Below are 16,861 nucleotides of genomic sequence, written 5' to 3'. Positions count from 1 at the left end.
TTACTCTTACACGCAGTAAAACCCCTCACCTCGAATTAGGTGAGGGATTTTATTCTACGAGCTCTATTTCATTATTAGTTTCATTCTATTTTACAAGAAAAACTTACGAATGTCATTCCATGTTACAACTAACATTAATAACATTAATAATGCAAAACCAATAAAATGAACCATTCCTTCTTTTTGACGGTCAATTGGTTTCCCTCGTAACGCTTCAATTAAGAAGAAGAATAAACGGCCACCATCTAAAGCAGGAACTGGTAATAAATTAAATAAACCAAGATTAATGCTTAGAACTGCCGCTAAACTTAGTACACGCGTAAATCCATAATCTACAACTTGATCTGTTAGATTATAAATTCCTACTGGACCTGACAACTCATTAATAGAAAATTGACCAGTTACTAATTTCACAAGAGATTCAAAAATTAGTTTCGTCCATTGGTACGTTTGTTCAAATCCTGATTTAATAGAACCCATTACTGTTTTCTCTACAGGAGAATAAACACCAATTCTACCAACTTCGTCTTTTCCTTCTTTATCAAGTGTTGGCGTTACTTTCACATTAAACTGTTCATTATCACGCTTTACTTGTAACGTAATTTCTTTATTCGGGTTTTCACGTACAATATTAACAACATCTTTCCATGTACTTGTGTTTTTCCCATCAATCGCTTGAATTGTATCATTCTCTTTCAGGCCAGCTTGCTGTGCTGCACTATTATCCATCACTTTTCCGACCATTGGTTTGTCAATAGGAACCCCTTGTACAAATCCAAGAATCACAAAAATAACAAATGCTAAAATGAAGTTCATTGCAGGACCCGCAAAGATTGTTAAAGCGCGTTGACCCAATTTTTTAGAACCAAATTGCCTGTTATACGGAGCAATTTGGATTTCTTCTCCAGCAGTAATGATACGAGCCTTTTCATTCACTCGGAATGTTTGAAGCTCTTCCTCATACTCTTCATAGCCTGAAATCGTTAGATTATGCTCTAAATCAGCTTGTTCGACTTCAATAACACGAACATTTGGATATTTTTCATATCCATCAAAAACTAATTTCACAGCTTCGTCTTTTTCATTTAGCACAAGGCCAACCTTTTTCCCTGGCTTTAACTCCACTGTATCTGCATCCTCGCCAGCCATTCTTACATAGCCACCAAGAGGCAGTAATCGAATCGTATACACCGTTTCATTCTTTTCAAATGAGAATATTTTCGGACCAAAACCAATCGCAAACTCGCGGCATAAAATGCCTGCTCTTTTCGCGAAATATAGATGCCCTAGCTCATGGAAAAATACGAGTGCACCGAAAATTAATATAAAGGCAATCGCTGTATTCAATTCCATAACCACCTTTGCTAAATTTGTTCCATCACAAACCGTCTTGTGGCTGCATCAATTTCCAGAATTTCCTCTAAGCTCGGACGTGCAATGACATTGTGATGGTTCATTGCTTTTTCAATGAGGTCTTCCACTGTTAAGAAACCAATTCTCTTTTGTAAAAAAGCTTCAACAGCTACTTCATTTGCTGCGTTCATTACAGCTGGCATACTTCCACCTGCTTTTCCAGCTTCATACGCAAAACGTAAACAACGGAATCGTTCTTGGTCCATTTTCTCAAAATGCAACGTCCCTATTTCCCATAAGTTTAACTGTTTTGTGTCTGAAAGAGGCAATCTATCAGGATATGTAAGTGCGTATTGAATTGGTACTCGCATATCAGGTGAACCAAGCTGCGCCATTACACTACGATCTTCAAATTCAACCATAGAATGGATAATACTTTCTTTATGTAAAACAACATCGATTTGCTCATAAGGGATACCAAAAAGCCAATGTGCTTCAATTACTTCTAGTCCCTTATTCATCATTGTAGCAGAATCAATTGTAATTTTCGAACCCATTGACCAGTTTGGATGTCGAAGCGCATCTTCTACGGTCACATGATGCAATTCATCTCTCGTTTTATCACGGAAACTTCCACCAGAAGCCGTTATAATAAGACGAGAAATTCTTTTTTCATTTTCACCATTCAAGCATTGAAAAATAGCCGAATGTTCACTATCTACTGGAAGTAACGAAACATTATGTTTTCGTGCTGCTTCCATTACAAGATGTCCTGCAGTTACTAACGTTTCTTTATTTGCAATTCCAATTGTTTTTTTCGCCTCAATCGCACGAAGTGTCGGTAACAACCCTACGCTACCTACAACAGCATTTACTACAATCTCCGCATCTGGATGTAATGCTACTTCTAAAAGTCCTTCACTACCATATACAATTTTTGTATTACCAGAAACAGCTTGTAATTTTAAAACATCTTCCTCTCTTTGCACAGAGACGATTTGCGGAGAAAATTCTTGAATTACCTTTACTGCGTAGTCAATATTTTTCCCTACAGAAAAAGCAACGAGACGGAATTGGTCTGGGTGCGAGCGTAATACATCTAAAGTTTGTGTACCAATTGATCCGCTTGCACCTAATAAACTAATGTTTTTCATGACTCCAACCCCTCGTTCATTTATTAATTGTATTGTAATAAGAAGTAGAGAATTGGTAAAACGAATAACCAACTATCTGTTCGATCTAATATACCACCATGCCCAGGTAAAATTGTACCTGAATCCTTTACGCCATAATGACGTTTAAAAGCAGATTGTACTAAATCACCAATTTGTCCAAAAATAGAAATGATAATTGTCAGCACAATTAAAATTACTACATTCGATTCGACTGGGAAGAACACGTTGTAAACAAGTGCCACAATAATTCCACAAACGATGCCGCCTAATGAACCTTCAATCGTTTTATTTGGACTAATTTCTGGCCACAATTTTCTCTTGCCCAATGCTTTCCCTACGAAATATGCGCCTGAATCAGTAGCCCATATAACAAATAATGCACAAAACACATATTTAATTCCTAATATTCTCGTTTCATTTAAATATAAGAATCCCATTGCCACATATGTCGTTGCCATTAGTAAAAATGAAGCATTATCAAAAGTAAATGTATTCTTAGAAAGGACTGTATATGATAAAAGTAATAAAACAATCACAAATGTGATTTCCAATTTACCTAATCCAATCCATGTAAACAGTTCTGATGCACTACTTGGAATTAAAAGAATCCACAATAATACTGCAGCTAAAACTGTCGGTACTGAAATAAGCGTAAGCTTATTCATACGAATTAATTCATATAAACCTATAGAAGCAAGTGCATACACTAAAACCGTAAAAGGCACGCCACCGTATATTACGATGGGAATGAATAGCGCGGCAGCAACCACTCCAGTAATAATTCTCTGTTTCACTACCAAACCCTCTCTTTCTACACGCCTCCGAATCTGCGCCCTCTATGTTGAAAGTCAGTAATCGCATTTAGCAAATGTTCTTCTTTGAAGTCTGGCCAATACACATCTGTAAACCAAAACTCCGAATATGCAATTTGCCATAACATGAAATTACTAATACGTAGCTCTCCGCTTGTTCGGATTAACAACTCTGGATCAGGTAAAGAACTCGTCATTAAGTAGGAGGAAAGCATTTCTTCACTTACCTCTTCAGAACGAATTTTTCCTTCCTCATTATCTTTCATCATATGTTGCACAGCAGAAACGATTTCATCTCGACTTCCATAGTTTAACGCGAAATTAAGAATTAATCCCGTATTCTCTTTCGTATCTTCCATGGCTTTCTCCATCGCTCTGCGTGTATGCGTAGGAAGACGATCTTTTTGCCCTATTACTCGGACTTGTACGTTTTCTTCAATCAATTCTGGTAAAAATGTACCTAGAAATTCTTCTGGAAGCTTCATTAAATAATCAACTTCCTTTTTCGGTCTTTTCCAGTTCTCAGTTGAAAAAGCATAAAGAGTTAACACTTTCACATTAAGTTTACTTGCAAATTTTGTAATTTTCTTTACAACTTGCATACCTTCATGATGTCCCGCAATACGAGGCATTGCTCTCCTCTTTGCCCATCTTCCATTCCCATCCATAATGATGGCAATATGTTCTGGGATATATCCTTTTTTCACTTCTTCAACGAGATGATCAAACGATGTGTCCTTTTTACCTTTAAAAAAAGGAAAGTTTTTAAACATCATTCATACCCTCCAACAAGCAGACGTATGCCTAAAAGTGTAAAAAGACCCCCTTAAGAAGAGGGTCATATTTGCGAAGTTATCGCTATTACACTTCCATGATTTCTTTTTCTTTGTTTTTTGCGATTTCGTCAACTTTTGCAATATATTTATCTGTTTCTTTTTGGATATCTTCAGTATATCCTCTTAAATCATCTTCTGTAATCTCGCCAGCTTTTTCAAGCTTCTTAAGATCATCATTTCCGTCACGACGTACGTTACGAACAGCTACTTTTGCTTCTTCAGCATATTTTTTCACAACTTTAACAAGATCACGACGACGCTCTTCTGTTAATGCAGGGAATGCAATACGAATTACAGTTCCATCATTAGAAGGGTTTAAGCCTAAATCTGCTTTTAAAATTGCTTTTTCGATATCACCGATAGAAGTTTTATCATAAGGTTGAATTACAAGTAAACGTGCTTCTGGAACTGTAATGTTCGCTAATTGCACAACTGGTGTTGGTGCACCATAGTAATCAACTTGTACCTTATCTAATACAGACGAGCTTGCACGACCAGCGCGAACTGTTGCTAGTTCACGAGAATAAGCAGCAACTGCTTTTTCCATTTTTTCATTTGAAGATTTCAATACTTGTTGTCCCATATTTATTTCCCCCTTACAACTGTTCCAATATTTTCGCCTAAAACGGCACGTTTAATATTACCTTTTTCCATAACTGAGAATACAATTAATGGAATATCATTATCCATACATAGAGAAGAAGCTGTAGAATCCATTACACCTAAACCTTCTTTTAATACATCTAAGTAAGTAAGCGTTTCGTATTTCGTAGCTGTTGGGTCAATAGATGGATCTGCGCTATATACGCCATCCACATTATTTTTCGCCATTAAAATAACGTCTGCTTCGATTTCCGCTGCACGTAATGCTGCTGTTGTATCTGTTGAGAAGTATGGATTACCTGTACCTGCTGCAAAGATAACAACACGTTTTTTCTCTAAGTGACGAACTGCTTTACGGCGAATGTAAGGCTCTGCCACTTGACGCATCTCAATTGAAGTTTGTACACGAGTTTGGATTCCAATATTCTCCAAGCTATCTTGAAGAGCTAATGAATTCATAACTGTAGCTAACATGCCCATGTAATCTGCTCCTGCACGATCCATGCCCATTTCACTTCCAATTTTCCCACGCCAAATGTTACCGCCACCAACAACAACAGCAACCTCTACATCAAGTTCTGCAATTTCTTTCACTTGTTCTGCAACTGACTTAATAACAGTTGGATTAATTCCAAATCCTTGCTCTCCAGCTAAAGCTTCTCCACTTAGCTTTAAAACGACACGATTATATTTCGGTTTACTCATAATGAACCTCCAATTGCTTACATCTTTATTTTAAAAAAGGGAACACAATGTGTTCCCTAATCTGTATTAGTTACTACCTTTTACTTGGTTCATTACTTCTTCAGCAAAGTTGTCTTCGCGTTTTTCGATACCTTCACCAACAGCGTAGCGAACGAATCCTTTTAATGTTCCGCCTTTAGACTCAACGAACTGACGAACTTTCATATCAGGGTTTTTAACGAATGCTTGGTCAAGTAAGCAAATCTCTTCGAAGAATTTGCCTAGACGGCCTTCAACCATTTTTGCAACGATTTTTTCAGGCTTGCCTTCGTTTAATGCTTGTTGTGTTAATACTTGACGCTCATGCTCAACTTCTTCAGCTGTTACAGCATCGCGGTCGATGTATTTAGGGTTAACTGCAGCGATGTGCATTGCAACATCTTTAGCAGCAGCTTCATCAGTAGAACCTTCAAGAACTGTTAATACACCAATGCGTCCACCCATGTGTAGGTAAGCGCCGAATGCATCTGCATCAGTTTTTGATACGATTTCGAAACGACGAAGTGTAAGTTTTTCACCAATTTTAGCGATTGCTTCGTTGATGTGCTCTTCAACGTTTTTACCGTTTTCCATTGTTTGAGCCATAGCTTCTTCAACGTTAGCTGGTTTGTTAGTTAATAAGTGAGCAGCTAATTCTTTAATTAGTGTTTGGAAACCTTCGTTTTTCGCAACGAAATCAGTTTCAGAGTTTAATTCTAAGATTAAAGCGTCGTTACCGTTTGTTTCGATGAAAGTTAAACCTTCAGCAGCAATGCGGTCTGCTTTTTTAGCAGCTTTCGCAATACCTTTTTCGCGTAAGAAGTCAATTGCCTTCTCCATGTCGCCGTTAGTTTCTGTTAAAGCTTTTTTGCAGTCCATCATACCTGCGCCAGTTTTTTCACGTAATTCTTTTACCATTTGAGCAGTGATTGCCATATTTTTCATCCTCCTAAAATATGTATTTATACCTTTTATAAAGGTGTTTATACCTTAAAAAAGGTGATAAAAGGCCGAACCCCTTATCACCTTTCCAACTTTGTTACGCAGTAACAGTTTCTTCACCTTGTTTTGCTTCAAGGATCGCGTCTGCCATTTTAGATGTAAGAAGTTTTACAGCACGAATTGCATCATCGTTTGCTGGGATAACGTGATCGATTTCGTCTGGATCACAGTTTGTATCAACGATACCGATGATTGGAATGTGTAATTTGCGCGCTTCAGCAACTGCAATACGCTCTTTACGAGGGTCTACTACGAATAATGCACTTGGAAGACCTTTCATATCTTTAATACCACCTAAGAATTTCTCAAGACGCTCTAACTCTTTTTTAAGTTGAACAACTTCTTTCTTAGGAAGTACTTCGAAAGTACCATCTTCTTGCATTCTTTCGATGTCTTTAAGACGCTTGATACGCTTTTGGATTGTTTGGAAGTTTGTTAAAGTTCCACCTAACCAACGTTGGTTAACGAAGTACATACCAGCACGAGTTGCTTCTTCTTTAATAGCTTCTTGTGCTTGTTTTTTAGTACCTACGAATAAGATGTCTCCACCTTCAGCAGCGATGTCACGCATCGTTCTGTAAGCTTCCTCAACTTTTTTCACAGTTTTTTGTAAGTCGATGATGTAGATACCGTTACGCTCTGTGAAAATGTAACGCTTCATTTTTGGGTTCCAACGACGAGTTTGATGTCCGAAATGAACACCAGCTTCAAGCAATTGCTTCATAGAAATTACTGACATAATATAGTTCCTCCTAAATGGTTTTTGATATCCTCCGTTTACTTCATCTCTAAGCGAAACTACAACCGTAGCACCAACACTTAAATCAGTAAACGTGTGTACTTTGTACTGACACCACTGCTTACTATATCATACTGAAATATTACAATCAAGTCGAAAATGCGAACAATGTAAAACTTTCTTTGTTCATACTCGAATTCTAGTATTACCAACCTTCATTTCTTTTAAGCAAAAAAGTAAAACACAATTAATAGTTTTCCCAGAAAACACGCTTATGGCACTTTTCACAAGCGCCATCAATCCATTGCACAAAAAAAACTCTCCTCGATCGAGGAGAGTTTTTTATAAATTAGTTTGTTTTTAATTTAGCAAGTTCCTGTAGAAACTTGTCGTTTAACACTTTAATGTATGTTCCTTTCATACCTAAAGAGCGAGACTCAATAACACCAGCACTTTCTAATTTACGTAGTGCATTTACGATTACAGAACGAGTAATTCCTACACGATCAGCGATTTTACTTGCAACAAGTAAACCTTCTGTTCCATTTAATTCTTCGAAGATGTGCTCAATTGCTTCTAACTCACTGTAAGATAATGAGCTGATCGCCATTTGAACAACAGCTTTACTACGTGCTTCCTCTTCGATTTCTTCTGCTTTTTCACGTAAGATTTCCATACCTACAACAGTTGAGCTGTACTCAGCAAGGATTAAATCATCATCTAAGAACTCTTGACCAAGACGAGCTAATACTAATGTACCTAGACGCTCACCGCCACCAACGATTGGTACGATTGTAGTTAAACCTTGACCAAATAATTCTCTGTTTTCTACCGGGAATGCTGTATAAGCACTGTTCACATCTAAATTTGAAGATGTTTCTGTAATGTTGAATAAGCTTTGTGTATATTCTTCCGGGAACTGACGCTCTGCAAGCATTTGTTTCATACGCTCATTTTCGATTTGTTGGTGAATTGCATAACCTAGTAATTTACCACGACGACTTACAACGAACACGTTTGCTTCAATTACTTCACACATTGTGTCAGACATTTCTCTAAAGTTTACAGGCTTCCCTGCAGCGCTCTGTAATAACGCATTTAATTTTCTCGTTTTTGCTAATAATTCCATTTCAAAAGTTCCTCCTACATGTTACTTACATATTTTTTCATCACTTGGAAACTAGGGCGAGTCACCTGATGACACTATTACAAAATAAACTGGCTCACATCTTTATTTTTAGCAATTGTTGCTAATTTCTCCTCAACGTATTGAGGTGTTATCGTTATTTTTTCTAACGTAATTTCAGATGCTTCAAACGATAAATCTTCAAGGAGCTTCTCCATAATCGTATGAAGTCTTCTTGCTCCAATATTATCTGTATCCTGATTAACTTGATAAGCAATCTCAGCAATCTTACGAATAGCTTCGTCTGAAAATTCAATTTCTATACCTTCAGTCGCTAATAATGCCATATATTGTTTGATTAACGCATTGTCAGGCTCGATTAATATTTTAACAAAATCATCTGTTGATAATTTTGTTAACTCTACTCGAATCGGAAATCTCCCTTGCAATTCCGGAATTAAATCCGACGGTTTAGACATATGGAACGCTCCAGCTGCAACGAATAAAATATAATCCGTTTTTACTGATCCGTATTTTGTCGCAACATTCGACCCTTCTACAATCGGCAAAATGTCACGTTGCACACCTTCACGTGATACATCTACGCTATTCGACTGCTTACCAGCAATTTTGTCAATTTCATCGATAAAAATAATCCCGAGCTGTTCAGCACGATAAACAGCCTCTTGTGTAACTTCATCCATATCAATTAAGCGCTGTGCCTCTTCATTTGTCAAGAGTTTTCTTGCTTCTTTTACAGAAAGTTTACGTTTTTTCGTTTTTTTCGGCATAAAACTTCCTAATGCATCTTGGAAATTCATTCCCATTTGCTCCATGCCAGTTCCTTGTAACATATCAAACATAGAAGACTGTTGCTCGGTCACTTCAATCGATACAATTTCGTCTTCAAGAAGCCCTGCAGCAAGCTTTCTCTCCACATCTTGACGTTTCTTTTCGATTTCACCATCTTCTTGTGTATCAGACGTTTGACTCGAATTTTGAGCACCACCAAAAAGCATCTCTAATGGATTTTTAAATCCAGATTGCTTCTCCGGACTCGGTACTAAAATTTCAACAAGACGTTGATTCGCTTGCTCTTCTGCTTTATCTTGAACTTTCACTACCATTTCTTCTTTTACAATGCGAACAGACGTTTCTACGAGGTCACGTACCATCGACTCTACATCTCTACCCACATATCCAACTTCTGTGAATTTTGTAGCCTCAACCTTAATAAAAGGTGCTCCAACGAGTTTCGCCATTCGTCGTGCTACCTCTGTTTTCCCAACACCTGTCGGTCCAATCATCAAAATGTTCTTAGGTGCTATTTCATCACGTAAATTTTCAGCCAATTTACTGCGACGGTATCGATTTCTCAACGCTACAGCAACCGCTTTCTTTGCGTCTTTTTGGCCGATGATGTATTGATCTAATTTTTCCACAATTTGGCGCGGAGTAAAATGTAAATGCATATAAAATGCCTCCCTTACGATTCTACAATTCTTCAACAATTATGTTGTGATTCGTGTAAACACAAATATCGCCAGCAATCTCTAAACTCGCTTTCGCAATTTGTTTCGCTGTTAAGTGTTCACTTGCATATTGCTTTAAAGCACGACCTGCAGAAAGTGCATAATTCCCACCAGATCCAATTGCTAAAATACCATCATCCGGTTCAATCACTTCTCCTGTACCTGAAACAAGGAGCATAGTTGTTTTATCCATGACAATGAGCATCGCTTCTAGCTGACGTAACATTTTATCGCCACGCCATTGTTTTGCCATTTCAACAGCAGCACGCTGCAAGTTGCCATTATACTCTTCTAATTTTCCTTCAAACATTTCAAAAAGAGTAAATGCATCAGCAACTGAACCTGCAAAACCAGCTAAAACTTTACCTTGGAAAAGCCTGCGAACTTTACGAGCTGTATGTTTCATTACAACAGCATTTCCCATTGTCACCTGGCCATCTCCAGCCATTGCACATTCTCCATTATGATGAACTGCAAATATCGTTGTAGCGTGGAAATTCCCCATAGAAAAAACTCCTTTATTTGTTTTTATAGCTTTTAAAGCAATTTATGCCCGCGGGTGATGCTTCATGTAAACAGAACGCAATCTTTCTTTAGAGACATGCGTATAAATTTGTGTCGTCGACAAATTCTCATGGCCTAATAGCTCCTGTACAGTACGTAAATCCGCCCCTTCATCTAACATATGTGTAGCAAATGTATGCCTTAACACATGGGGACTTATCCGCATTGTCAGTGAAGCCTTTTTAATGAGTTCGTTTAAAACATAACGAACTCCACGACTTGTTAGCGGCGTACCTTTCGCATTTAAAAATACCATATGAGAGTCTTCTTCAGTCTTATTAACTAACTGTTTTCTCCCATTTTCTATATAGGTAATTAAAGAATCTTGTGCATAGCTTCCGAACGGAATATATCTTTGTTTTTTTCCTTTTCCCATTACTAAAATTGTTCCCACCGCAAAGTCAATATCGGTAAGTTGTAAATTGACACATTCACTCACACGGATCCCAGTCGCATACATCAACTCTAATAAAGCTTGATTCCTTTGACCGAGTGGCGTTCCCGTGTCAGAAACTTCGAATAATTCTTCTAACTCTTCAGCATATAAAAACTTTGGGATTGACAATTCTTTTTTGGGGAGTGACGCAAGTGCAAACGGATTATCCTTCCGATAACCTTCACGCATCAAAAAACGATATAAACTTCGTAAGCTTGATACTTTTCTTGCGACAGATTTACGGGCTAACTTTTCATCGTGCAACGTCGTTAAGTACAAACGAACATCCGCGTATGTAACGTCTAAAAAAGAGGATATGCTTTCTCGCTCCATAAATTGCACAAAATGTTCTAAATCATTTTGATAACTTGCAATTGTATATTTTGAATAATTTCTTTCAATTTGTAAATATCCAACGAATAATTGTAACAATTTCTTCACATTCACACAATTCACCTCAATAAAGGCTACTAAATCGTATCACAACTTAGTAGCCTTTGCAAGAAATTTAACTAAATATTTACAAAATTTTGAATCGTTTCTAAAGCACGTGCTGCGTATGCTTCATTTCGTTCTGCTTTCTTTTTGAGTTTCTTCTCTAACGGTGCAAATAGACCGAAGTTCGCATTCATCGGTTGGAAGTTTTTAGCATTCGTTGCCGTAATGTAATTTGCCATGCTACCCATTGCAGTTACTGGCGGTAATACAATCGGCTCTTCACCTTGCACAAGACGTGCAGCATTAATTCCTGCTAATAATCCTGATGCTGCTGATTCAACATATCCCTCTACTCCAGTCATTTGACCAGCGAAGAATAAATCATCACGTTGTTTATATTGATATGTTGGACGAAGCAAATTAGGTGAATTAATAAACGTATTACGATGCATTACACCATAACGTACAATCTCTGCATTTTCCAATCCCGGAATTAACTGTAGCACTTCTTTTTGTGGTCCCCACTTTAAATGCGTTTGGAAACCTACGATATTGTATAAAGTTCCCGCTGCATCATCTTGACGTAACTGAACAACAGCATATGGCGTTTTCCCTGTTTTTGGATCTTCTAATCCAACAGGTTTCATAGGTCCAAATACTAGCGTCTGTCTCCCTCTACTTGCCATAACTTCTACCGGCATACAACCCTCAAAGAAAATTTCTTTTTCAAACTCTTTTAAAGGCACTGTCTCAGCGGCAATTAAAGCCTCATAAAAACGATCAAATTCTTCTTCTGTCATCGGACAGTTTAAATATGCCGCTTCCCCTTTATCATAGCGAGACTTTAAATATACTTTGTTCATATCAATGCTGTCTTTTTCAACGATTGGCGCTGCTGCATCGTAGAAATAGAAATAATCTTCACCTGTTAGTTCTTTTAATTGCGCAGCAAGATCAGGAGATGTAAGTGGACCTGTTGCAATAATTGTTGGTCCTTCTGGAATTTCAGTAAGCTCTTCATTCACTACAGTTACATTCGGATGATTCTTTACGTATTCAGTCACTTTAGCTGCGAATTCATGACGGTCAACCGCTAAAGCTCCTCCAGCTGGTACAGAGCACTCATCAGCTGCACGAATAATGACAGAATCCATCAAACGCATTTCTTCTTTAATAACTCCAACAGCATTTGTTAATGTGTTTGCACGTAATGAGTTACTGCACACTAATTCAGCAAATTTATCTGTATGATGAGCTGGCGTTTGCCTTACTGGTCTCATTTCATATAATTTTACTTGGACACCACGTTTTGCAATTTGGTAAGCTGCTTCACTTCCTGCAAGACCTGCGCCAATGACGTTTACTACTTGTGTTGTCATATATATCACCTTTCCTTTTCTTCCCGAAAAAAATGTGAGCAGTTACGCTCACATTTGTTGTTCTTCTTCATAATCGCACGAAATACATTGTACTTGCACGCCTTTTTTCAACTTCTTCTCTACAAGCATGCCTTCACACTTCGGACATTTACGACCAATCGGCTTATCCCAAGATACAAAGTCACATTCTGGATACGTACCACATCCATAGAAAAGACGTTTCTTTTTGTTACTACGACGCTCAATAATTTGCCCTTCTTCACATTTCGGACAAGTTACACCGATTTCTTTCACAATCGGTTTTGTATTACGACAATCAGGGAAATTCGAACAAGCCATAAACTTCCCGTATTTACCCATTTTAAAGACCATTGGATGTCCGCATAATTCACAGTCTTCCCCAGCTGGCTCATCTTTAATTTCCACTTCACGCATTTCTTTTTCCGCTTTTTCTAAGCGCGGTTCAAATCCTACGTAGAAATCATCAACAATTTTCACCCAATTGGCATTTCCTTCTTCCACTTCATCAAGGCTTTGCTCCATATTGGCAGTAAATTCAATGTTAATAATTTCCGGGAAAAATTCTAAAATAAGTTCAATTACTATTTCACCAAGTTCAGTCGGAACGAAGCGTTTATTATCTAAGCTTACATACCCACGCTTTTGAATCGTTTCAAGTGTAGGTACATAAGTCGACGGTCTTCCAATTCCAAGTTCTTCAAGCGTTCTTACTAAACGAGCCTCTGTATAACGCGGCGGTGGTTGAGTATAGTGTTGTTTCGGCTCTATATCTTTTGAAAATACCGTTTCTCCCACTTCTAACGGTGGCAACATCTTATCCTTTTCTTCCGCACCATCATCTTTTGACTCTACATACACTTTCATAAATCCTGGGAACTTTACAACCGATCCACTTGCACGGAACTGAACATTATTATTAATGAGTCTCGCTGTCACAGTATCCATTATAGCAGACGCCATTTGACTTGCAACAAATCGCTCCCAAATCAATTTATATAATCGAAGTTGATCACGACTTAAGAAACTTTTTAGTTCCTCTGGCTTTCTCATTACCGAAGTAGGACGAATTGCCTCATGCGCATCTTGTGCATTTGACTTTTTCGTTTCTTTCTTCTTTTCTGTTCCTATGTATTCCGTACCATACGCTTCAGTGATGTAAGTACGAGCCTCTGTTTGAGCTGTTTCTGAGATACGTGTTGAATCAGTTCTCATATACGTAATAAGACCTACAGTTCCTTGTTTTCCAAGATCTATCCCTTCATACAATTGCTGTGCAAGCATCATCGTTTTCTTTGCTCGCATATTTAACTTACGTGCTGCTTCTTGTTGCAAGGAAGATGTTGTAAACGGTAATGCAGGATTACGTTTTCGCTCTTTGCGCGTTACATTTTCAACTGAAAACGCATTGTCTTTCATCTGTTCAATTATTTCATTCACTTGCATTTCATTCGTTAATTGAACTTTTTCACCATCTACACCGTAAAAACTTGCTTCAAATGTGTCTTTTCCTTTTACAAATTCTGTTTTAATTGTCCAGAATTCTTCAGGTTCAAAGCTTTGAATTTCCTTTTCACGTTCGATGATTAAACGAACTGCTACAGATTGTACACGCCCTGCACTTAATCCTTTTTTTACTTTCTTCCATAATAAAGGACTAATATTGTAACCAACAAGACGATCAAGTATGCGTCTTGCTTGTTGTGCATCTACTAAATCCATATTAATTGCGCGAGGATGTTTAAATGATTCTTTGATTGCATCTTTCGTAATCTCATTAAACACAACCCGACAATCTGATTCAACGTCCACATTTAACGTATTCGCTAAATGCCAAGCAATCGCTTCCCCTTCGCGGTCTGGATCGGCCGCGAGATAAACTTTCTTTGCTTTTTTCGCCGCTGATTTTAAATCTTTTAAGACGGGACCTTTACCACGAATGGTAATATACTTCGGGGTGAAGTTGTTCTTTACTTCTATCCCCATTTGACTTTTTGGCAAATCGCGAACATGTCCCATAGACGCGACAACTTTGTATTTTTTCCCTAAATATTTCTCAATGGTCTTCGCCTTAGAAGGCGACTCCACGATTACGAGGTAATCTGACATGCTAGTGCCTCCTTAAGAGGTGGATTCAAGTCTTCATTAATCTTATTGATTTCTCTTGTTTTTGTCAATCAAGAATGAATATACCATACAGCGCCAATCTACCATTTGTCAATAATTGTTTAATAAAAACATAAAAATATAAGGTTAATTTAAAATCTCTTCAAAGATATCTTCTGCATTTCTTACTAGTTTTGCCCCTTGTTGAATAAGATGATTCGTTCCCGATGCCCCCTCTATAAATATAGGTCCAGGGAGCGCAAACACCTCTCTATTTTGCTCTAACGCAAGGTCTGCAGTAATAAGGGTTCCACTTCTCGATTTCGCTTCTACAACTAAAACACCTTTACTTATGCCACTAATAATCCGGTTCCTTTTTGGAAAATACCACTTTTTCGGTGCATAGTGCGGTGGATACTCTGTCAATAACAATATATATTCCTTCCACGTTTCATATAAATGCCTATTTTCTTTCGGATACATAAAAGATAATCCATGTCCTAATATCGCAATAGTCGGGCAATACTGCCTTACTGTAACCTCATGGGACATTGTATCTATCCCTTTTGCAAACCCGCTGACAATAACCCACTTTCTTTCTAATAAAGGGTGCAAAATAAATTTCAAACTCTCATGACCATATAATGATGGCTGCCTCGTTCCAACAACTGCCAATTTATTTACTTTATTCAGAAAATCTTTCTCTCCTTTTCCATATAAAACGAAGGGAGGGTCTTGTATTTCACGTAATAATTGCGGATAAATTTCATCCCATATCGTTATATAAAAGATACGATTTTTCTCTAAATAAGATATATATTGCGGAAGATTTGAACTTTGAAGGAATTTCACTAATTCTGAAGATTTTTTCGAGGATATTCCAGTGTATTGTTCCATTTGTTTTTCGTTAAAAGTATATATGTTCTTTAATTCTGGATCGACATATAGTAGCCTCTCCATCGCTTTCCAATAATCTGCTAGCAAGTAATGAAGATGTAATAATCGCTCTCTTTTCATCTCAATTCTCCTTACCCATAATTTTTATTATGTAAACAGAAAAAGTGTAAAAAGACACCCTCAAGCAAGAAGGTGTCTTTCAACAGATTAATAGTTTTTGCAAGTCTCAAATAGACCTTTTTCTTTTAAAACAGAGATTAGCGTTTCTCCCATAACTGCTGGAGTTTCAGCTACTTTAATGCCACAAGCTTCCATTGTTTTAATCTTTTCAGCAGCAGTTCCTTTACCGCCAGAAATGATTGCACCAGCATGGCCCATACGTTTGCCAGCAGGCGCTGTTTGACCACCAATGAAGCCTACAACAGGTTTTGTCATATTAGCTTTTACCCACTCAGCTGCCTCTTCTTCTGCTGTACCACCGATTTCACCAATCATAATTACAGCATGTGTTTCTTCATCTTCATTAAATGCTTTTAACGCATCAATAAAGTCTGTACCGTTAACAGGGTCCCCGCCGATACCTACAGCAGTAGATTGGCCAATACCTTCTTGTGTTAACTGATGTACAGCTTCATACGTTAATGTACCAGAGCGCGATACGATACCTACATGACCTTTTTTATGAATGTATCCTGGCATAATACCGATTTTACATTCATCAGGCGTGATAACACCTGGGCAGTTTGGTCCAAGTAAACGTGTATGTTTACCAGCCATATACCTCTTTACGTTTACCATATCTAATACAGGAATTCCTTCAGTAATACATACTACTAAATCAATTTCTGCATCAACTGCTTCCATAATTGCATCAGCCGCAAAAGCGGGTGGAACGTATACAACTGAAGCGTTTGCGCCTGTTGCTTTCACTGCATCTTCTACAGTATCAAATACTGGTACACCTTCAATATCAGTGCCACCTTTACCTGGCGTTACACCACCGACAATTTTCGTACCGTATTCAATCATTTGTTTTGTATGGAATAAACCTTGAGAACCTGTAATACCTTGAACAATAACTTTTGTATCTTTATTAACTAATACGCTCATTTTTCTCCCCCG

At 37.7% G+C, this 16,861-nt stretch carries 16 protein-coding genes; all 16 read right to left on the bottom strand.

All coding sequences use genetic code 11. The annotated features are described in order from the left end of the window. Positions 1-90: 90 nt before the first annotated feature. Entirely contained in the window at positions 91-1,347 is a 1,257-nt protein-coding gene (gene rseP, locus ACODS7_RS01695) for an RIP metalloprotease RseP (protein WP_016080533.1), read from the bottom strand. 17 nt (positions 1,348-1,364) lie between these two features. After that, positions 1,365-2,507, bottom strand: coding sequence for a 1-deoxy-D-xylulose-5-phosphate reductoisomerase (gene dxr, locus ACODS7_RS01690; RefSeq protein WP_000790358.1), 1,143 nt, complete (start codon positions 2,505-2,507; stop codon positions 1,365-1,367). A gap of 23 nt (positions 2,508-2,530) precedes the next feature. Continuing rightward, positions 2,531-3,322 (bottom strand): phosphatidate cytidylyltransferase, encoded by a 792-nt coding sequence (cdsA, locus tag ACODS7_RS01685; protein WP_000813592.1) that lies wholly within the window; start codon positions 3,320-3,322, stop codon positions 2,531-2,533. 17 nt (positions 3,323-3,339) lie between these two features. Beyond that, a complete protein-coding gene (gene uppS / locus ACODS7_RS01680) occupies positions 3,340-4,116 on the bottom strand; it encodes an undecaprenyl pyrophosphate synthase (RefSeq protein ID WP_000971296.1) in 777 nt (258 codons plus the stop codon). Between the two features lie 85 nt (positions 4,117-4,201). After that, positions 4,202-4,759, bottom strand: coding sequence for a ribosome recycling factor (gene frr / locus ACODS7_RS01675; RefSeq protein WP_000531505.1), 558 nt, complete (start codon positions 4,757-4,759; stop codon positions 4,202-4,204). Between the two features lie 2 nt (positions 4,760-4,761). Then, positions 4,762-5,484 carry a UMP kinase gene (gene pyrH / locus ACODS7_RS01670; RefSeq protein WP_000042669.1) on the bottom strand — a complete coding sequence of 241 codons (723 nt, stop codon included), beginning with the start codon at positions 5,482-5,484 and terminating at the stop codon, positions 4,762-4,764. A 66-nt stretch (positions 5,485-5,550) separates the two neighbouring features. Continuing rightward, positions 5,551-6,438, bottom strand: coding sequence for a translation elongation factor Ts (gene tsf, locus ACODS7_RS01665; RefSeq protein WP_016080531.1), 888 nt, complete (start codon positions 6,436-6,438; stop codon positions 5,551-5,553). 103 nt (positions 6,439-6,541) lie between these two features. Then, positions 6,542-7,243, bottom strand: a complete 702-nt coding sequence (gene rpsB / locus ACODS7_RS01660) for a 30S ribosomal protein S2 (RefSeq protein WP_000111485.1) — start codon at positions 7,241-7,243, stop codon at positions 6,542-6,544. A gap of 349 nt (positions 7,244-7,592) precedes the next feature. Then, positions 7,593-8,372: a GTP-sensing pleiotropic transcriptional regulator CodY gene (codY, locus tag ACODS7_RS01655; RefSeq protein ID WP_000421290.1), complete on the bottom strand. Its 780-nt coding sequence runs from the start codon at positions 8,370-8,372 to the stop codon at positions 7,593-7,595. A gap of 77 nt (positions 8,373-8,449) precedes the next feature. Further along, positions 8,450-9,841 (bottom strand): ATP-dependent protease ATPase subunit HslU, encoded by a 1,392-nt coding sequence (gene hslU, locus ACODS7_RS01650; protein WP_000550084.1) that lies wholly within the window; start codon positions 9,839-9,841, stop codon positions 8,450-8,452. Between the two features lie 22 nt (positions 9,842-9,863). After that, the gene (gene hslV / locus ACODS7_RS01645; protein ID WP_000526274.1) at positions 9,864-10,406 is read right to left on the bottom strand and encodes an ATP-dependent protease proteolytic subunit HslV; all 543 of its coding nucleotides are present in this window, start codon (positions 10,404-10,406) and stop codon (positions 9,864-9,866) included. 42 nt (positions 10,407-10,448) lie between these two features. Beyond that, a complete protein-coding gene (xerC, locus tag ACODS7_RS01640; protein ID WP_048564394.1) occupies positions 10,449-11,348 on the bottom strand; it encodes a tyrosine recombinase XerC in 900 nt (299 codons plus the stop codon). Positions 11,349-11,413: 65 nt separating this feature from the next. Beyond that, the gene (trmFO, locus tag ACODS7_RS01635; RefSeq protein WP_016080528.1) at positions 11,414-12,718 is read right to left on the bottom strand and encodes an FADH(2)-oxidizing methylenetetrahydrofolate--tRNA-(uracil(54)-C(5))-methyltransferase TrmFO; all 1,305 of its coding nucleotides are present in this window, start codon (positions 12,716-12,718) and stop codon (positions 11,414-11,416) included. A 48-nt stretch (positions 12,719-12,766) separates the two neighbouring features. Next, positions 12,767-14,845, bottom strand: coding sequence for a type I DNA topoisomerase (gene topA / locus ACODS7_RS01630; RefSeq protein ID WP_243168094.1), 2,079 nt, complete (start codon positions 14,843-14,845; stop codon positions 12,767-12,769). A 144-nt stretch (positions 14,846-14,989) separates the two neighbouring features. Further along, complete coding sequence (gene dprA / locus ACODS7_RS01625) at positions 14,990-15,859, bottom strand: DNA-processing protein DprA (RefSeq protein WP_016080526.1); 870 nt, start codon at positions 15,857-15,859, stop codon at positions 14,990-14,992. An 87-nt stretch (positions 15,860-15,946) separates the two neighbouring features. After that, positions 15,947-16,849, bottom strand: a complete 903-nt coding sequence (gene sucD / locus ACODS7_RS01620) for a succinate--CoA ligase subunit alpha (RefSeq protein ID WP_000115178.1) — start codon at positions 16,847-16,849, stop codon at positions 15,947-15,949. Positions 16,850-16,861 lie beyond the last annotated feature (12 nt).

This window comes from Bacillus sp. FG16 (genome assembly GCF_057809515.1).
This window is presented reverse-complemented; position numbering and strand designations above follow the sequence as displayed.